The following is a 22,417-nucleotide window of genomic DNA, read 5'->3' as shown; positions in this document are numbered from 1 at the left end:
ATTATCTATAAAGAGTGAAGTGACCTACAAACTCTTTGCCATCATTATTATCTACTTTTATAACATACCAGTAATCACCAGAAGGTAATTCTTTACCATTATATTTACCGTTCCATCTTGCTCCAACTGGTAATGTAGCAATTAGACGACCGTAACGATCATAAACATGTGTTACTAATCTTGGATAAACTGTAGGATCTACACAACCAGGCCCCCAATCATCGTTTTCTCCATTTCCATCTGGTGTCATTACGTCAGGAACGCAAATAGGTATATAAGTTAAACGTTTAGCATCTATATCATTACATCCACTATCATCGGTAACGATTACTTTTATTTGTTCATATTGCTGATAGTAAATAAAAGTATTATTAGATCCTGATTGCATTTGTTGTCCATCTGCAAAGAATGTATACTTATAATTACCTGAACCTCCTGTAGCAACTGCCATTGCAGTATTAAGACCTGAAATACTTAATACAACATCTAATTCATTTAGAGGAGTTACCATGAACGGAGTTGGAAGCACATTGTTATTTGGACATCCGTTTGGTCCTTCTACAAACACGGTATGAAATGCAGGAGCTAAAAACTGGTTCGTATATTTCGGATCAGTAGATAAGAATATATTACTAGTTTGTGCAGGTAAATTATCTAAACTAAATTTATAATTACCAACAAAAGCACCTTTAGCATCTAATTTATTTATTACTTCAATTCGTACCATTGGTTTATTTGTCAATGGGTTACAAGGATAAGTAACATTAATTCCAGGATCAAAACTATCACCAGGGCCTATTATAATATCATAAAGGGCTTTACAATTTGTACCGTTAGAATCTTTAATAGCAATAGAATATTTTTTACCGTCTAATCCATTAAATACATGAGAGTTCACACCGTCTAGATTGTTAATTGGTTCATAAATTGAATCATCAACTTCAACTGGCGGGGTTGAATTATCAAAACTTATTTTGTATTCTTTTGTTACAAAATAAGGTCCTGTACCTCCTTGAATATTTGTAATATGAATTTCTCCTCTATTTTCATTAGCACATATTTCATCTATACCAGTCACAGTACCTTTAAGTTCTGCTGGTGCTGTAATACGTACAGATTGTACTGGTGGATGACATGAAGTAGCAACTGTAAACACATTTATCTCATAAGTGTCTGGTTTTAGATTACTAATTGTAAAAGTACCAGCGGCTAAATCATTGTCGTTAACTGTATAAACTTGTTGATGTGTGTAAGAGCCATCTGCTGAACTAATAGAATATTGTAATTTACGATTATCAATACCTTTTAAGGTTACTACAATTTTTCCATCTCTTTTGTATGAACAAGTAGTCTGAATTCCTTTTAAGTCAAATTTTAATTCAGCTGGTGAACTAATAGATACAGGAGTACTTATAGAAGTACAATTACCACTTCTAACTTGAATTGTATGATTTCCTACTGGGACATCCATAAATATACCTGTAGTATTAGAAATATTTGAAGGTAATAACACATACGTATAGTTTCCTTGTCCTCCGCTTGCATGGGCAACAACTCTAGCTGTGTCATACGAACAATTTACTTTGATAGGTGAAATTGGATCAATCGTAAATGGTGACAAAGTACTGATTGTGTATCCATTTGTTTCAACCCCAGCACAAGCATTTGTATCACGAACATAATATTTATAAGTTATGCCAGCAGCTAAATTATTTAATCTCAAAGGAGAAACGAATGGTGTCCATGGTCCTGATTGAGAATTACTATATTCAAATATACCTGTACCTCCAGTAGCTGTAAGAATTAAACTAGCTTGGCTTGTATCACAAATTTGTGAATTAGGTACTAACGATAAAGATGTTTTTATTTCTTTAGCAGGTAATACATCAAAGAATAATTGCTTAGATGGACAATTAGAAGCGTCATTCACAATAACATAATAACGTCCAGGAGCTAAATTAGTAAACGTATTAGATGCTTGAGGTCCTGAAGTAACTCCTACAGGATTTACATAATGTAAAGTGTAATTATAATCATTAGGAACATTATAACCACCTGTTACGCCTACTACTTGTACTACTCCATCATTTACACCAAAACAACGTAATTGTACTGGTGCAATATTAGGTGCATCAATAATAGCGGGTTTAGATAAATTAACTATCTGATTTACAGAACAACCTTTTTCATCTTTAACTGTTATGGTATAAGCTGAATTACCTGATAATCCAGTAAATATACCTGGAGATAATTGCTGTCCTTCAACTGGTGATATAGTATAGGTGTAATTACCCCAACCACCTGTAGCAACTGTGCTAATAGAACCATCATTACCTGGTGTACAAGTTAATAATCCTTTAGTAGTGGCAATCGTAAGTGCATTGTTCGGTTCGTTAATTGTAAAATTAGACGAGAAAGTACAATTAGGTTTTTTAGCTAAAGTAACATTAAGAGTATAAGTACCAGCAGAAAGCCCATTAATGAGGAGTGGTCCTGCAGTAGCACTATTTCCTACTAAATTAAATCCAGTATTGTTATTTGTAACCGTATAATTAAATTCTCCAGCTTGATTTCCATTACTTAATATGGTATCTACTATGGAAACCTCTGTACTACCTGTAAAACTTCCTTTACAAGTTACATCCTTGGTATTTGCTAATTGTATAGCAAAAGTATTTGGATCTGCTACATAATGTATTTTTTGAACACTACAATTCGTTTTATTGTTAGTAACTGTAACCATGTAGTTATCTTTTCCTAAATTAGTAAAGATACCTGTAGTATTAGTAATAGATGCTCCTGTTCTGATATTAGTTACATTGTAATCATACAAAGGAACTGGTGCACCTGTAGTAGTAACACTTACCGTAATATCCTCACCACTAATACATGTAATATCATTATTTACCACAATATTAGGTCCAGAAATACTAACAAAAGGATTTACATCAACTGTAGCAGTTCCTTTACATCCTTTATCATCATATACATTTATAGTATATTTTCCACCTACTATATCCGTTGTTGAATAGGTTTTTTCTGGACCAAAATAAACTTGCTTACCGTTTAAAACAAACTCATAGTTTACATATTTACCAGAACCACCTGTTACGCCATTAACAGTAATTGAAGCAGCATTAACAGAGTTAGTATTTAGTGTACAAGCAAACTGATTAACAATAGGAGATGGGACAGTCATCACGTCAGGCTGAGAGATTGTAACTTGTTGTTTTACTTTACAATTTCTACCTGAAGTAACTTCAACAGTATAATTACCCGCTGGTAATCCTGTAAATACATTATTAGTTTGTGCTGACCTCAATTGTTGAGAAGGAAAAACTAAAGCATAAGTATAAATAGGATTTCCATTTGATGGAGCCGGTTCTAAATTTACTGTAATCGTTCCGTTACTATCTCCATTACAGATAGTAGAGGTAGGTAGTATAGAAGCGATCAATACATCATCTGGTTTTTCTAATTTAACTGTAATATTTTTAGTACAAGCAGTAGTCAAATCTCTAACTGTAAAAGTGGAATCTCCAAATGGTAAACCTGTAAATATACCTGTACCATTTACTGTAGCTCCATACGTGTATTCATAATTACCCGATCCGCCAACAGCAGTAAGTGTTATCTTACCATCATTAGCATTACAAGTAGGCTGAGCAACAATAGTAGGATTGATATTTAATGGCGGATATACAATAATTGATTTACTGTCGGTACATCCATTAGCATCTTTTATAGTAATCGTATTATTTCCTATAATTAATCCATTAAAGGTATACGGTGCAATTACATTTACAAATGAGCTAGTTCCATTAGCATTTGTAATACTATAAGTATAAGGAGGTATTCCATCTACAACACTAGTTGCTGTTATTACATAATCAGTACCATTAGAAGTACATTGATTAGCAGCAAACACTGGGAGTGTTAGTACAGGATTCTTATCAGTAGGCAGAATAACTGGCACCTGTGCGATACAATTGTTGGCATCTTTTACATAAGCTATGTAATTACCTCCATCACGATTAAATACGGTAGAAGTTGTCCATCCCACAGAAGCAGCTGTAGGAGCAGGATCAGTAGCTAACGCAACAATATAGGAGTAGGTAGGAGTACCATTATTACCTAAAACTTTAATAATACCTGCTAGAGGATTACAATTATCATTTTTATCTACAGTAGCTGTTATTGCCAATTGTGTAGGAGTACCTACAGTAGCAAAAGCTGTTGTAATATCACACTTAGGAAAGTTATTTTCCTTAATTTTAACTGTATAAGTCCCCGCTGGTAGACCTGATATAGTAAACGGATTGGTTACAGTATTATCAACTATAATACCATTATGTCCAGCAACTATTGTATTAGTATTATCATATAAAGTATACGTATAAGGTCCTGAATACCCTTGAACACTTAATAATAAACTTCCACCAGTAGTATCTCCAAAACATTTTACACTTGCATCAGGTGCTAGAATAGCGGTTAATGTTTTAAATACATTTATTTGATGTCCTATTTGAATAAAACATCCAGTGGTTGCATCTATTACTTGGAAAGTATAAGAACCTGCTGCACTAATTGTAAATTGATTAGCAGTTGGTCCAGCAACCACGTTAGTTGCTCCAAAAGGAATTACTTGGTAAGTATAATTACCTGAACCTCCTGTAGCATTAATACTAATAATTTCATTTTGAGTACAATCAATAGCTTGATTTTTAACTATGGTTGCTCCTAATGGTGTTATAGCATTAATATCAACTTTTGTAGTTCCGATACATCTGTTAGAATCAAACACTCTTATTGTGTAAGAACCACCAGCTGTATCTTGTGTTTTAAATACAGAGCTAGCACCAGATTGTAAAACAACACCAGCCAGTTCAAACTCATAAGTTGTATATATTCCTGTACCTCCTGTAACATTTGTAACTTTGATTTCTGCAGGATTATAAGCATTCGTAGCATTACATGCAAACTGAGTAGCTACAGCGGTAATGTTAATAGGTGTTGGCTCATCTACTCTTACGTTTTGAGTAGCCGAGCAACCTCTTGCAGAAGTTACTGTGACAACATAATTACCTAAAGGTAAACCTACAAAGAGGTTCGTATCTTGTACTCCCACACCGTTTGGATCAGGAGCTATACTATATTTGTACGGTGCATCTGTATTAGTAGTATCTAAATTTACAGTTATACTACCATCATTACTACCTATACATTTAGTATTAGTAACTGTTGCTGCTACGAAAAGAACATCTTTAGCAGGTGCTAAATTTACAGGAACAGTTACTTTACAATTTGTTGTAAGATCCGTTACTTCAAAAGTGTAGTTACCTGGAGCTAAAGAATTAAAAATACCATTTAAATTAGTGGTTCCTGGAGGAGCTATTTGACTATAACTATAGTTACCACTTCCATCATTTGCCTTAATAGTAATCGTACCAGTAGCTGTATTACAAGTAGGAAGTAAGGTAAAATCACCAATTGCTTTTAAAGGTTTTAAAATTGTAACTGTAACCTTATTACCACAATTATTTTTATCTTTTACTTCTACGGTATGTACTCCTGAAGAAAGATTAGAAATAGTAAACGGTGCTGTCTGTGCTTGAAAAGCACCACCATCTATACTATACACATGAGGTGCAATACCAGAAGTTGTAAGTACTACATCAATAGCAAAATTACCCTCAGCAGCACATAAATTATTAACCGTTGCAGAAATAATTGGTTCTGAATCTACATCAACCTTTATGAAATTAAATTTAATACAACCATTAGCGTCTTTTACATATACTATATAATTTTTTCCCTCTAAATTAAATACATTAGATTTATGGATTAATGGATCAAAAGAACTAATAAATGCAGAATTTGTCGTTATAGGATCAGTACCATCTATTACCCCAGTTGCACCAGAATCAACAAATACTTGATATAAGTAAGGTCCTGTACCACCTGAAGCAGCAGCTGTAATAATACCAGCATTAGGTTTACAATTATCATTTGTGCTTGTCAAATCAAGTATTAAATCCGTTGCAGACTCTTTTATTTCATAAGGACCAAATGTCTTTCCACATCCTGCATTTGCTCCATTGATTTCACGTATTAAGATATTATACGAACCTGGTGCTAAAGGATTAATTGAATATGGATAAACAAAAGGCGAATTAATTATTACAGGGGCTCCAATGTTTACATTAGTAGCCGCATTAATTAATTGGTATGAAAACTGAGTAACACCTGCACTTAAATTACTTAAAGTAAATTTAATAGATCCATCAGCAGCACCTCTACACGTCACATTATTAATAACCTGAGATAAAGTAGGATTAATAAACGAAGGTACCGTAGGAGCCGTTTGGAAGTGATAACATCCTGTTGTTGTATCATATACCACTATACTATAGGTAGCCCCTGGAATTAAACCATTAAAAATATGAGAAGCAGCTCCATTATTAGAATTAACAAGAGTAGTTGACCATGGAGCAGCTGGTAAATCAACAATACCAAACTGATAAGTACCTGGACCAATAACTCCTCCTGAAATATCTACTTGTAAACTTGCACCTGTTGCACAAGTAGCCACACCTGTAAAAGTAAATGTTAAATCTGAAGGTGGGCTAGATATAATTTGATTTGGAACTACTTTTGAACAACCATTAGCATCAACTGCCTTTACAGTATAAACACCATAATCAATATTAGGGAAACAAACTGTAGTAGCTAGTGGTAAAGAATTAACAACAATCGGAGTACCTACTTGTACACCTGATGCATCAGTTAATGTAAAGGTAATAGGTAATGTTCCTCCTGTTAAATCTGTATTTACACAAATAGATCCTTTTATATAATTTTTAGTTCCAATATTACAAGCAAGAGGATTAATTTTAATTGTATAATTTAATAAAGCTGGTTCTGTAATACTGAAAGTTTTAGTATCAGTACAAGATTTTGCATCTGTAACAGTAACAGAATAATTACCAGCAGGTAAACCAGCTGTTTGTGTACCATAATTAATACCCGTTGTTGTATTTACAACTGATATAGTATAATCAGGTGTTCCGTTTGTAACACTCCAAGTAAAAGCACCTGTGGCATCACCATGACATTTTACGGTTGGACTAGTTATGTTTAAAGATAAATTAGGTAACGAACGTGGTTTTATATCTAATATATTAGTCTCTATTTGACATCCTTTAGCATCTGTAATACGGAATTTATAAGTACCTGAGTTTGCTAATAAAACAGGATATGTAAAGGTAGAACCTGTAATACTGCCTACTACGGTGTAAGCTCCACCATTATAACTTACTTCATATTTGCCATACGGTAAATAACCGTTTGAAATACTACCTTTAATAACAGCATCTGGCGTAGCCGTACAATCGTATCCCTTATTTAAAACAATTGTTGCATTTAATTCGCTATTAATTGTTTGTTGGAATACTGTAGGATTTGTACATCCATAAGCATCTCGTACAACTATTGTATAAGTACCTGGAATTAAACCATTAAAAGTATGACTATCAGTAGGCGTATTACTTGGTACAAAAGCCCCTCCATTCAAACTGAAACTATAAGGAGAAATCCCTCCTGAAGCGGATACAACTAAAGATGCTTTGTTTGTATTGTCATAACAAAAATCAGAAGCTCCTGCTAAAGCAATCGTAGGACGATTTGGGTTCGTTAAATTAATTGTTTTCGATACTTGACACCCTCCTGCATCCTTAATAGTTACAGTATAGTTGTTAGCTGGCAAATTACTAAATATATTACCAGTTAAAGTACCCGCAGCAGGACTAATTGTATAGGTATAACCTCCCCATCCTCCAGTAGCATTAACAATGATACTTCCTTGTTTTGTACAAGTAATAGGATCTTTATCTAATGTTGCATCTAAAGCAACTGTAGGTGTTTTTATCTCAAATAAGGTAGTTATCTTACACTTTGTTGTAGTATTAGTTACATCAACTGTATAATTTCCTGCTCTTAAATTGTTTAATACAAAAGGCGATGTAGTTCCTGTACCTACAGAAGGAGTAGGACCTGTTACTACGTATGAATAACCTGTTCCAAAATTTGATACCGATATTTCAACAGATCCTTCAGTTCCATTTAAACATTTAATATCTGATAGAATTCGATTAGATATTGACATATCTGGTAATGGATTGATAGTATATTTTTCAGTATACGTACAATCTTTTGCATCAGTAACTACAAAGGTATAGGTACCCGCAGATAGATTAGTAAAAGCACCTGTAGTATTTGTTACAGCCGCAGCTACTGGATCTGTTATAGCATACTCTTTTAGAGGTAAGCTACCTCCTGTAACGGTCACTTGTACATTAATTGTTTTAGCAGGACAAGTCATAGAAGAAGTAGGAGTAACCGTTAAATCCGTTGGAGGGGTTAATGGAACTACTACAAATGGAGGGTTAATCGTAAAACGACAACCATTTTTGTCTCTGACTACTATGGTATAAGTACCCGCAATTAAATTACTGAAAACGTTAGATGACTGCCATGTATTACCGTTATTATTACTATACTCAACACCTCCAGCACCATTTTCATTTGGTAACACTGTAACTGTGATAGTAGCATTCGTTTTACACGTGTAATTTGGATTTAGTACAGCTGTAGCCTTTAAAATATTAGGTTGACTAATTGTAATAGTTCCTGTAATAGTACACTGTTTAAGATCTCGAATAATATAATTATAAGTTCCTTGTGCCAAACCAGCATAGCTAGTCTGATTAGAGAAACCAGCATTATTAAAGTTAATTTGATAACCACCCGCACCACCAGTAGGAGCAAAGGTAACACTTCCATCCGCTCCTCCATTACAGGTTACAGCTACGGTAGAAGGATTAGCAATTATTGGTACTAATTTTTTAACGGTTACAGTATTCGTGGTTACTTTACATCCTTTACTATCTGTTACTAAAAATTGATATGTAGTATCAGCTAAAACAGGAGGTATTGAGTATTTAAATGGCAAATTAGCTATAGGAGTAGGTACTGCTGGAGTATAATTTACACCTCCATCTGTACTTACTTGATATGAATAATTTGGATAACCATTTGAAATTGCAAGTGTAATTTCTGCATTTGGGTTTGATGGATTACAATCAGCATCTTTTGTTAAAGTAGCTGTTGCTACCAATTGTGCATTAATTTGTTGCGCTGATGTAGCTGCAGTACAACCAAAAGTATCTCTTACTACCACAACATAACTCCCTGGTGTTAAGTTTGAAAAAGTAGCATTATTTTGGAAAGGAATTAAAATAGTTCCTGTATTATTTTCTAATTGATATTGATAACCTGGAGTACCACCTGATGCACTTACTACTATAGTAGCAGCATTGGTTCCATCATAACAAAAATCAGATGTTGCTAGTACTTGTATGGTTGGTTTAGGTGCAATACCAATAGTAATTGTTGCTTTTTGTGTACATCCATTAGCATCTTTTACCACAACCACATAATCACCTGGTGCAACGTTATTAAATTTATTATTTGGTTGATAATTTATAACAGGAACACCCGTAGTAGTTTCTAATTGATACTGATAAGCAGGAGTACCTCCAGTAGCAGTAACTGATACAATAGCACCAGTAGTACAAGTAGCAGAAGTTATATTAGTTTGTACTTGTAATTGAGCTGGTACAATTATGGCTTGTGGTAAATTAAAACTACAACCTGCATTAGCAGCAGTTAAGTCGTATTTTACCAATACAAATCCTGGATATCCAGCTGGAGGAACAGCTATTGTTACAGGAGATGTTTTATAAGATGTCCAAGTAGCACCATTATTCATTGATACTTGATACCCTGAAGTTGTATTAAAATTTTGTGCAGCTATGGTAATTGTAGCATCATTTAATCCTGCACAACTTATGTCTTTATGTCCTGTAATTTGAGCAGAAAAAGCTTGTCCACATGGGATATTTACAGGAATAGTTTTAGTTGCAATACAAGTTATAGGCAATTGATATACTTCTATATCGTCTACAGCAAAATCAATACCGTCTTCTTTTGCAACTTCTAATCTTAGAACAAAATCAAGGGTTGTATTATTTCCTGGGTTTATAGTTTTGTTGTATACTTCCCATTTTTCTGTCTTAGGTATAGCTCCTGTAGAACTAGAAGATAAAGCTACACCTGTAGTATTTTGTAACTCTACTGTTAGAGAAGCATCTGGCTGTGTATTTCCAATTCTTAATAGATTTCTTGCATAAAAACGAACTAGAATTGGTTGATTAGGAATGATATCTTTGATTGTTTTTCTATATAAAACAGCATTATTAGGTATAGCATTTCCAGCATCTACAGCTAAATATCTACCTGGCCTTGCTCCAGTAGTGTGATCTAAAGGAATAGACCAACCTGAATAAGGGTTATTAAGTATAAATTGTGTAATTGTGTATTCTCCGTTACCAAAACGTTTATCGTCATGACATTTCGTAGCCTCTACTTGCGCCTCCCAACAAAAGCCTTTGTTAATACCTGGAGATTCTACATCTGGACCCGATCCAAAATCTTCTTTTAATAAATTACTAAAAGTAGGAGGGTTCGTTAAATTATAATTTACTGTTATAACAGAGTGTCCACATTGAACATTCTTAAACACATTAGAAGTAGGATCATGTGGCGGATTCAATGCTGGTGAGATAGAATAGGTATATGTATAAGCCGTAGAACCATTATTAACCGTAACGGTACTCGTAGCGGAACCATTACAATTAAAGGCAGGTGCAGACGTGTTAATTGTTGGATCAGGAGGAATAGGATCTAAAGTAACCGTCATTGGAAACACACAATCAGCAGCATCTTTAACATAAACAGTATAAGTACCTGGGGCTACTGAAGCTTGATTTACATTAGTCCAACCATTACCAAAGTTGTATAAATAAGATGGTCCAGTAAATGGCTTTCCTCCTTCTACATTTGTGATACGAATAATTCCTTTACCTCCAGTCGTATTACATGCTAATGCCATAACACCTCCAGAAGCAGTTAATGGATTTTCAGGTTGAGAAATCGTAATATTAGGTTCTGTTTTTGTACAAACCGCAGTACCTATGGTATATTGAACTACAGGTGTATAAATACCTGGTGCTAAATTTGTAAACGATGAATTATTAGTAAAAGGAGCACCTCCAGTAATGCTATATCCTAATGTATTTCCATTTGCATTCGTAACATTAAATGTAATGGTACCAGAATTATCATTATAACATTTTACATCAGTATAGCTTACTGTATATACAGGAGCTGGAACTTTTACAACATTAATTTGAGTTGTTTGAGTACAGTTATTAGAATCATATACAGTAATGGTATTAATTCCAGGATTTGTAACAGAAATAACATTAGTTGTTAAAAATGGGGCAGGAGGAGCACTATTCAAATAGAAAAAGTATGGTGCAGTACCTCCAGTTGCTGATATTGTAATTTCGCCATCTGAACATGTGCTTAAAGGTTTTGTTATAGAGGCATTTAATACCAATTGAGCAGGGTTAATTAAAGTAAAAGTTCCATCTTTAGTACAACTTGGAGTGGTAACAATCCAATAGTAAGACAAACCAGGTGTTAAATTATTAAATATATTATATGCCTGTGCCGTAGTAACTGAGTTTCCTACAATTAATCCAGAGGCATTTGTTCCTTGATATAAAGTGTATGTATAAGGACCATCTACTCCTGAAACACCTAAATTAACAGATCCTAAATCTCCATTACATTTAGGTTGTGAAACCGTTGGTAAAACGGATATATTATTAGCTGGTACCTCGATGTTTTTAATAGGAATTTGACAAGAACCAGGAACCGTATTATCTTTTACATTTATTGTGTAATTACCTGCTGTTAATATTTGAAATACAGGATTAACGGTCCAAACACCCAATGTTCCATTTGGTTGTACTAATTGGAATTGAAATTTACCTGTACTATTAACAGGTTTAATAACTGTTATAGAACCTGGGGCACCACATACAGTAGGTAATACTTTAACCTCTGTTTCTGTTAGATTTTTATAAACATTAAAATAAAAAGTTCTTGTACATCCTCCAACAAAAGTATAAATAAGCCTATATTTTCCTTCATTTGAAACAGCGTATTCGTTTGCCTCAACTATTTTATTCCAACATGAATCTGCTGTAACAGGACAGTTCGTTACAGGATTATAGGGACCACAACCTGCTTTAGTTTCATCATATAATTGCCATTCTACTTTTATAGCTCCTGCAATATTAGGTTGTAATAATTTACTATCGTCTTTACCACAAAGATAAATACTAGGAATTCTTTCACCTGAATCAGTACACTGAACAGGAGTAAGACTTTGATCGTATTTAATTAGAGGATTTTCAAGATCTGCTCCGTATAGTTTAACATTAAATGTTTGAACAATAGATCTACAAATAGCATCTGTGCCTGTTACCGTATAAGTTCCTGGTAAATTTACTGTTACTTCTTGACTTGTTTTATTAGGAGTAAAAGTTGCACCTGCAGGACCTGTCCAAACATAATTATCATAATTGTTTCCTGCTTTTAATGTGGTTGTATTACCACAATAAAGAACTTCTGTAGTGAAATTACATTTCTTATCTAAACCAACAATGAAGTTTGTTGAATTTGTAGAACCTACTAAACAATTAGGATCTATTTGAGAATAACTAGGATCATTGTGATTTTCCGCATTATTAATAACACCACTGTATTCAACAAAAGCTTGGTTTTTAATTTCATTTGAGCAAGCTGTTGTAAACTCATCACAAGAACAAGCAATTTTTACCTTGATTTTAATTGAATACTCTGGAGCATCTTTTTTTAGATATGCTTTAGGAATATAAATAAACAACTCCCTAGGATTTGTAGGGTTTTTTTCATATTTCATCGAAGTATTTAATGTCGTATTTGTAGATGTAATACTTTGTAAACTTACATTTTGAGGAAGAATATCCTTTAACAATACGTAATTAGTTCCATATTTATGAGATGTTAAACCTTGTGCATCATCATTACCTATATTATCAAAATATATATTGTAATTAATTTCATCACATATATCTACGGTTTGATTAGAAATATCTAAACCTGCGTTATTTGTTACATTTTTCCTTAATATGACTCTAGGTCCAATAACATCAACAGCAAAAGCTGTAAAAAAAACAAAGTACTGATCACCATTTGTCCCTAGATTAATAGAAGCTGATGTATCATTATTTTTAATTACAGAATTACTAGGATTATCTACTTTAAAAATACCAGCGTCATAACCTAAGGTATTCCTACTACTAGGTGTTCTACCTGATAAAAGTCCTGAAGGATCAGTTAAAGTACTATTAAAGAAATTTTGTTTATAATCTGAAGTAAATTGGTTGATTTTTCTAAAAGGAGGTTGCATTAATACATTATTAATTTTAAAAAAATCACCTGATATTTGTTGATCTCCTTCTAATGCTCCAAATGCTACCCAAGCTCCTACGTTTCCTGTAGGTATTGTTTTAAATCCACTAACAGGTACATCTAAAGAATTAGTATTATTCAACTTTGTAAACCCATTAAAAGAAGTAATATTTTTAGCTGGCAAATTAGGATTTTCGTATATAACATACAAATGCCATCCTGCCGAATAACCTCCTGTAACCTTACCTTCTGAACAAACGATATTGGCCACAGTATAATCACCTTGAATATCTCCCAATTTATTTAATAAATCAGTAACATCAGCAAAAGCTGCGTAAGGCTTATTTACTTCAGTGGTTTGATTATAGATAAGGGTACCTGATATATCTTCATAAACCGTAGATTTTGGAAGTTTCAATTTAACTTTTTTAATATCTAATGTTGTATTACTATAAATCCCTGCCCAATATAATGCCGCATATTTTACTTTATGACAGGCTTGGTAAGCAGTAGGAATTTTTAATTCAGCTTTACTAGCATTGTAAACGCTTCTATCTGCAGTATCTACATTAACATAAACCATACTAATCCTATCATTAGGTTCATCTCCATCGTATGGCAAAGTTGAGCTCTGCGATAAATTATTATTTCCTATTAATAAAATATCTGCATTAAGACCATTTGTCTGATTGACGACAGAAAAAGGCTTAAATTGTTGTGCAAAGGATTGATGAAATCCTAAGCTCCAGAACAATAAAATACATAAGTAATAACTCGATCTCATAGGGCGTTCGTTTATTATTTAAAAACTAATAAAGTTATATAATTTTATCTTTTTATGAACTTGTTTTAGTAACAAATCACATACAATCTAAAAAATAATTATTTTTCTATTTTAATAATCACCATCTTACCATTATAAGGTTTTTCTCCTTTATTTTTCATAGCTTCATCTGCTTCATTTATTTCGTCATAATGACTACTATAAATGAAATAGGTACCTGTACTTACATCATAAAAGAAATCAATATTTTTTTCTCCTGCTTGAATTGCTTTTTTAATAAAAGCGTCACGTCTTGCTTCATCTTTATGGGTAGCTAATACCATATAAAAACCAGGTTTTTCATTAGCAACATTTTTTACAATTTGCATATTAATCTGATCACTATCTCCATAATCAAAATCAGCTGCTTTATAAGATTGACCTGTTGCGCTTGTACTTGTCTTTATTTGACTTAAGGTTGCGCGATCTTTTTGATACTTTGCTGAAGCATCTTCAAAATTAGCTTTCTTAATACGACGTCTTTTTTCTATCTCTGTTTGAGTTTTAATATCTTCTAATTTAGTAATTAATTGTTTGCTCTCTTCTTCTGATCGAACTTTATCTTGCTTTAATTTTTCTATTGTTTTAAGATACGATTGATTAATTACGTCATTCTTATTTGGTATTTTTTTCAAACGTTCTGCTGCTAAATTCTGATATTCGGCAATAAATTGATCTTGTTGTTTTATATTAAGTGCAATTTCATTTTTTAACGATTCTATAGCTTTATTAGCTTGACTCATACTCTTAAACTCTACTTCTTGAGCAGGGGCTACAATTCCTTTTTCTGAATCATCATTTGCTTTACGCATGGCTATTAATTCTTTTTCTTTCTCAGCCACTATACTTTGGAATTTTTTAATTGATTCCGATTGTAATTTTTGAGAATCCTCTATAACTCCTGATAAATTATCTATTTCTTTATCTTCTGCTGTTTTTGAAGCTTCTTTACGCGCTAATTCCTCTGCTTCCGCTTTTTCCTTAGCTAAACGTGCTGCTTCAGATTTCTCTTTTGCTAGACGATCTTGCTCGGCTTTTTCACGTGCTAATTCTTCTGATTTTGCTTTTGCATCTGCTTCTGCTTTTTCCTTGGCTAAACGTGCTGCTTCGGATTTCTCTTTTGCTAGACGATCTTGCTCGGCTTTTTCACGTGCTAGTTCTTCTGCTTTTGCTTTTGCATCTGCTTCCGCTTTTTCCTTAGCTAAACGTGCTGCTTCAGCTTTCTCTTTTGCTAGACGATCTTGTTCAGCTTTTTCACGTGCTAATTCTTCTGATTTTGCTTTTGCATCTGCTTCTGCTTTTTCCTTGGCTAAACGTGCTGCTTCTGATTTCTCTTTTGCTAGACGATCTTGCTCGGCTTTTTCACGTGCTAGTTCTTCTGATTTTGCTTTTGCATCTGCTTCCGCTTTTTCCTTAGCTAAACGTGCTGCTTCGGATTTCTCTTTTGCTAGACGATCTTGCTCGGCTTTTTCACGTGCTAGTTCTTCTGATTTTGCTTTTGCATCTGCTTCTGCTTTTTCCTTAGCTAAACGTGCTGCTTCGGATTTCTCTTTTGCTAGACGATCTTGCTCGGCTTTTTCACGTGCTAGTTCTTCTGATTTTGCTTTTGCATCTGCTTTTTCCTTAGCTAAACGTGCTGCTTCGGATTTCTCTTTTGCTAGACGATCTTGCTCGGCTTTTTCACGTGCTAGTTCTTCTGATTTTGCTTTTGCATCTGCTTCTGCTTTTTCCTTGGCTAAACGTGCTGCTTCGGATTTCTCTTTTGCTAGACGATCTTGCTCGGCTTTTTCACGTGCTAGTTCTTCTGATTTTGCTTTTGCATCTGCTTCCGCTTTTTCCTTAGCTAAACGTGCTGCTTCGGATTTCTCTTTTGCTAAACGATCTTGCTCGGCTTTTTCACGTGCTAGTTCTTTTGATTTTGCTTTTGCATCTGCTTCCGCTTTTTCCTTAGCTAAACGTGCTGCTTCGGATTTCTCTTTTGCTAGACGATCTTGCTCGGCTTTTTCACGTGCTAGTTCTTCTGATTTTGCTTTTGCATCTGCTTCTGCTTTTTCCTTGGCTAAACGTGCTGCTTCGGATTTCTCTTTTGCTAGACGATCTTGCTCGGCTTTTTCACGTGCTAGTTCTTCTGATTTTGCTTTTGCATCTGCTTCCGCTTTTTCCTTAGCTAAACGTGCTGCTTCGGATTTCTCTTTTGCTAAACGATCTTGCTCGGCTTTTTCACGTGCTAGTTCTTTTGATTTTGCTTTTGCATCTGCTTCCGCTTTTTCCTTAGCTAAACGTGCTGCTTCGGATTTCTCTTTTGCTAAACGATCTTGCTCGGCTTTTTCACGTGCTAGTTCTTCTGATTTTGCTTTTGCATCTGCTTCCGCTTTTTCCTTGGCTAAACGTGCTGCTTCGGATTTCTCTTTTGCTAGACGATCTTGTTCAGCTTTTTCACGTGCTAGTTCTTCTGATTTTGCTTTTGCATCTGCTTCCGCTTTTTCCTTAGCTAAACGTGCTGCTTCGGATTTCTCTTTTGCTAAACGATCTTGCTCGGCTTTTTCACGTGCTAGTTCTTCTGATTTTGCTTTTGCATCTGCTTCCGCTTTTTCCTTGGCTAAACGTGCTGCTTCAGCTTTCTCTTTTGCTAGACGATCTTGCTCGGCTTTTTTAAGTTCTAGTGCATCCGTTTTTGCTTTTGCATTTGCTTCCGCTTTTTCCTTGGCCAAACGTGCTGCTTCGGATTTCTCTTTTGCTAGACGATCTTGTTCAGCTTTTTTAAGTTCTAGTGCATCCGTTTTTGCTTTTGCATTTGCTTCCGCTTTTTCCTTGGCCAAACGTGCTGCTTCGGATTTCTCTTTTGCTAGACGATCTTGTTCAGCTTTTTTAAGTTCTAGTGCATCCGTTTTTGCTTTTGCATCTGCTTCAGCTTTTTCCTTAGCTAAACGTGCTGCTTCAGCTTTCTCTTTTGCTAGACGATCTTGTTCAGCTTTTTTAAGTTCTAGTGCATCCGTTTTTGCTTTTGCATCTGCTTCCGCTTTTTCCTTAGCTAAACGTGCTGCTTCGGACTTTTCTTTTGCTAGACGATCTTGCTCGGCTTTTAATTTAGCTGCAGCCTCTGCTTTTAGTCTAGCTTCATTGGCCAAACGTTCCTGACGTTGGCGTTCTGCTTCTGATAATGCTTTATTTTTATCTTGTTCAGCTCTTAATCGAGCTTCTATCTCGGCTTTAGCTCTAGCTTCGGCTTCCTCTTTTGCTTTTAGAGCAGCTAGACGATCTTTTTCTGCTTTCAATCGAGCTTCTTGTTCGGCTTTTGCCTTTGCTTCTGCTAATTCTTTTTCTTTTCTTAAGCGTTCTGCTTCTAAACGTGCTTTTTCTTGTTGTTGCTTTAATGCTAACTCAGCAGCTCTTTCTTTCGCTAATTCTTGCGGACTTTTCTTTTTAACAGGAACCGCTTTATCACTTGCTTTTGGATTTGTTCTAGCACTTGCTTTTACAATTGGTCGTTCATCTTCATAATCACCATAACCTCTCAATTTATAGGCTAACGTAAATTCATGAGATAATCCAAAATTAGAAAGATTTCCTAAAGGTTTTTCAATTCCATAACCAACGGATATTTTTTTAGCTAAAATAAATCCAATACCTGCATTTATACCATTTAAATTATCATAACCTGCTTGAATCCAACCTGCTTTGGGAGCGTTAAAGAGCAATGAAACTCCAAATCCTGAATAAGCTGTTCCTATTTCAGCACGACCTAAAGCAGAAAACTTAGCTTTTTCTAAAATACCATCACGATCTATATAACCTGTATACATGGCGTGTAATCCAAAATTTTTGGCAGGATTACCTTGTACTATTCCAGATGGATTAAAATTGTACAGGAATAAATTATTAGCTACTATACCTATATCAAAAAAGCCTGTACCAAAATTAATTCCTGGATTAATAGAAACTAAAGAGTACTTAGATAAGTTATTCAATATAGTTTCTGGTACATTTGTAATTATTTTTCCTGCATTAATACCACTATTAAGATAAGCTATATTTAAGCCTAAAGTAAGATTAGAATCTTGAAGAATTTCAAGATTTCTAGCAAAATTTCCTACCATCCCAAATGTAGAATAGATGCTTTCATTGTTTTGAAATAATCCTATTCCATAAGCGTTTAATTCTTGAATTTTTCCTGATAAACTAAAGAAATAATCGGTTCTTGAATTTTCAAACCCAATCCATTTTCTTTTATTGTAAAAACTAATAAAAGATTCATCTTCTCTGACATGACTAAAACTGGGATTAATAATAAATTTATTAAATTTTAAAGAATTTTTAGCTAAAACATCAAATGGTCTAACTCCATTTACTGGTGTTTGACCACTTAGTTCTATTGTAACTAAACTGATTATGAAAAGGCTAAAACTCTTTAATTTCATAGTTTTTAATATGTAATTTATTTAAGAATGGTAATAGACCCTTTTTTTAAAGGGTTACCATCTTTTGAAATAATATAATAATAAATTGGGTTGATATCTTTTACTTCTATAGTTGATTCAGGCCAAGAATCATCATAATTTTTCATTCTAAAAACCTCTTTACCATAGCTATTTAAAATTAGGACTTCTACTGAATCATTTTTATATTCTGTGGGTATAACCCATGTATCATTTTCGTTATTAGTATCATTAGGACTTATAACATTTGGAATATTAACTGATTCTACTCCTTCTATTATTTTAAATTGTATTGTTTTGGTATAAAGACAACTTGGGTCATTTTGTTTGACAATTAATTTATATATACCTTCTTTAAAATTGGTGTCATTAGTAACTGTAAAATTTTGAGTTGTGGCTGTGGGAGTCGACCCGTTTGGTAAAAACCATTCGTAAGTTGGATTTATAGCTGTGGTAGTCGCATTAATATTAATTGTTTCGTTTTTCTTTAAATAATTTATGGATTTAGCATTTATTGCCAAATTAAAATTAGTCGATTCTAGTTTAATTGTATTGGTAGAAGTAGATTCACAAGCAGTACCAGGGCTAATTATTACTTTATAAACACCTGGATCAGCTGTTTTAAAACTATGAGAAGTGGCTCCGTCAATTTTTAAGAAATCTCCGTTTCCTTGTACATCACGATACCATTGATAGGTTTGTCCAGCTGTTGTACTTAAAGTAGTTGGATTACTAGGGCAAACGGTTGTTCCTAAACTAGATGATATAGAGTAGGGAATTGTATTACTAGTAAATACAACATTTACTTCTTGTGAATAAGCTATGAATCCAACTGTACTATTACAATTTCCATAATCTATCTGTACACTATATTTACCTGATTGTGTAACATTTATTTTTGATTCTTTTTCATTTGGCATTACAATTCCATCTTTTTTCCATATATACTGCAATTGTTTATATTGTAGGGGAGAAGGGGCTTTATCACTTATAGTTAAGACACCATTTGCTCCACAAATACTTAAATTACCATTGCCATCATCTAAGATATTAATTTTATCATTGTAAATCCAATAATAGGCATGAAAGGGCGATGTAGGAGAACTTGTTATAGCTGGTGAGGTAGTTCTTATTCTTAGTTTATATGATTTTCCAGCAGTGGTAGCATTTTCGGGAACTTTAAAAGTAATTTTTCCTGGACTAGTATTGACTTGAGAGGAAAGAATTGTAATGGGTGTTAATTTAGTAAAATCTCCTTCTGGATCAGACATTTCTAAAGTAAAAACATTTCCTGCATTAAATCCATTAAAATCAAAACTAATCGAATAGCTATTAAAATTAGAAGATGCACAAATATTTGCAAAATTTTTAAAAGGAGCATTTACAAAAGCCTGTCCTTTATTTTCCATTGTAAAGAAAAATAAAAAGACGATTAAAAAATATTTGTTAAAAAAATTACGAAATAATGTATGATTCATAAACTTCTAATCTAAATTAAATTTGATCCTAAACTAAATAAATCCACTGGTAGATTTACTGCCAATGGATTTAAAGTTATAATACTATAATCTAGAGATAAATTATTTCCCAGCAGTAAATTTACCTACTTTTAATCTAAAATCTGGAGATTTAGACTCTACTGGGTTAATAAATAACTCAGCATTAGGTGTTTTTTCGTATAGATTTAAAAACTGAGGATTTCCATAAAAATCTTCTAAATCATCATTATTTGAGGAATTAGCTAGGAATATATTTCCTTTACAGTTATTAAAAAATACTTCTGAAAAGCCTATTTTTTTCAATCCTCCAGCTTCTGGATTAATTTCACTATCTAGAATGGTAGCAGGAGCAAATCCTGATATTAAACTTCTTTTCAAACTTAAAGAAGTATTGGCACCTACGAAAACACCTTCTTTTACTAATCCACTAGCAAGATCTAAATCAAAACTTTCTGAGTTATTAACCAAAGTGCAATTCGTTGCGACAACATTGGTAGAAGGTTTTGAGAAATCTGCTTCTTCTTTTTTATCATATCCTACTACATTGATACATCTTGTTCTAGATGCTCCTGAATATAGTGAATGTCTTATTACTAAAGAGTTATCTAATTTAACTTGAGCACCTTGATTAAACTTAAAATCATCTCCAGAAACGCGTAAGGTAACCATATTTTTGAGGCTTGTATCGCCACCTAGTACCTCTATTCCATTTCCTGCTGAAAAGCTAGTCATTATGTGCTCTATCACTGTTTTGTTACCAACTCCAGCTAAAGTTAAAGCGTTGTAATTTTTAAATCCTTTTATTTTTTTTCCTGCGAATTCAATTCTTAAAAAACGTAATACACCAGAATTTGCCATAGGATTAGTTCCTCCGTAGATAGTTTGTGCAGGATCTAAATCATAATTCATGGACGCTACACCACCAAATTTATTAATTGGAGCATCGTTAAGGATCACAAGCCCACCCCAATCTCCTGGTTTTTTCACAGGTTTATTTGAAGTGAATACAATAGGATCTGTTTCTGTTCCATTAGCTTCTAATCTTGCACCTTTAGATATAATTAATGCTCCACTAGTTTCTGCATCCCCTTTTATGATTGTACCTGGTTCAATTGTAAGGGTTACACCTGCTGTCACATACACTGGACCCTGTAGCAAGTAGGTATTTCTTTTTTGTAATGTTTTGTTGGCTGTGATTTTTCCATACAAAATCTCGGTTGCCTCATTGTATTCTGTCTTAGAAGGTTTAAAATCTGTCCAGTTATTTAACCAGTTAGAAGATCCTATTATACCTTTTTCTTGCTGCGCAGTTGCAGTCATTACTGCAAACAAAGCGATCCATTTTAAGTTAAGCAATTTCTTCATGGGGGGTCAAGTTTTTAGAAATTTACGCTAATATAGTAAAATTTTTCTTATTATAATTATTTTTTTAAATTATTATTCATACAATTGATTTAATTCTCGTAACATATTTTCATAATATAAAATAGAGGCTACTAAATTGCCTTTATCGGCGTAAGGAACCATTGTTGATTGAAACGCAATCGTTGAATTAACAAAAGCAACTATGTTTTCTTGTTGTTTATCCAAGGCACTATTATTATCAGAGCTGTCTGGAATACCTACATCTTGCATAGTCATACCTGGTTTGTTAGTTAATGCTAGGTAAGGTAATATGTTTACAAGTACCCTGATTCGTTCTTTGTATAATTCCAAAAGTTGTCCCTTAGGCATACCATCTAATTCACTTTTCTCATGGAACTTTTTAATTGCCGCACCACTAGTACTGATGATACTTTTTGGCTTTTTTGCTTGAGCATTTATATTTCCTACTGCGAAAAGCATAAATAAGCTTAAAAAGATAATTTTCTTCATGGTTATTCTTCTAATTTCAGTTATTAAAGTTCTAATTGTTCAAAAATATACTTTTAAATTGAATTAACAATTTTTTATTTGAATTTGTTAACAATTTTAAAAGCAAACTAAAAAATAAATGCATTCATTTTTAAACCATAGTACCAAAAGCGTGCCAAATTTTATTTTATCATAAAAAAATATCTTTTAACTTTTATAAATTTCACTAGTAGAAGACAATCTCTATTAATTTACGTCAATACAAATATAGCTTTTTTTTAATTATATCTAACAATTTATTTTAGTTATATTTTAAAATTAACATTTTGTGAATTATATTGTTTTTTAAATATGTTTTAAAGTCTAATTATTGTTAAAAA

The 22,417-nt window shown here is 33.4% G+C and carries 5 protein-coding genes; all 5 read right to left on the bottom strand.

The window, feature by feature from the left end:
• Position 1: 1 nt before the first annotated feature.
• The 5 genes from ACUXZJ_RS03600 to ACUXZJ_RS03580 all read right to left on the bottom strand — a co-directional run bounded on the left by ACUXZJ_RS03600 (position 2) and on the right by ACUXZJ_RS03580 (position 22,028).
• Positions 2–14,209 carry a T9SS type B sorting domain-containing protein gene (locus tag ACUXZJ_RS03600; RefSeq protein ID WP_063743489.1) on the bottom strand — a complete coding sequence of 4,736 codons (14,208 nt, stop codon included), beginning with the start codon at positions 14,207–14,209 and terminating at the stop codon, positions 2–4.
• Positions 14,210–14,307: 98 nt separating this feature from the next.
• Positions 14,308–18,666, bottom strand: coding sequence for a PorP/SprF family type IX secretion system membrane protein (locus ACUXZJ_RS03595; protein ID WP_446195801.1), 4,359 nt, complete (start codon positions 18,664–18,666; stop codon positions 14,308–14,310).
• Between the two features lie 17 nt (positions 18,667–18,683).
• Complete coding sequence (locus ACUXZJ_RS03590; RefSeq protein WP_063743487.1) at positions 18,684–20,093, bottom strand: T9SS type B sorting domain-containing protein; 1,410 nt, start codon at positions 20,091–20,093, stop codon at positions 18,684–18,686.
• A gap of 171 nt (positions 20,094–20,264) precedes the next feature.
• Positions 20,265–21,548 (bottom strand): hypothetical protein, encoded by a 1,284-nt coding sequence (locus ACUXZJ_RS03585; protein WP_060383725.1) that lies wholly within the window; start codon positions 21,546–21,548, stop codon positions 20,265–20,267.
• A gap of 72 nt (positions 21,549–21,620) precedes the next feature.
• Positions 21,621–22,028: a hypothetical protein gene (locus ACUXZJ_RS03580; RefSeq protein WP_088420112.1), complete on the bottom strand. Its 408-nt coding sequence runs from the start codon at positions 22,026–22,028 to the stop codon at positions 21,621–21,623.
• Positions 22,029–22,417: the final 389 nt, after the last annotated feature.

Source organism: Flavobacterium sp. TN-1 (assembly GCF_052828645.1).
This window is presented reverse-complemented; position numbering and strand designations above follow the sequence as displayed.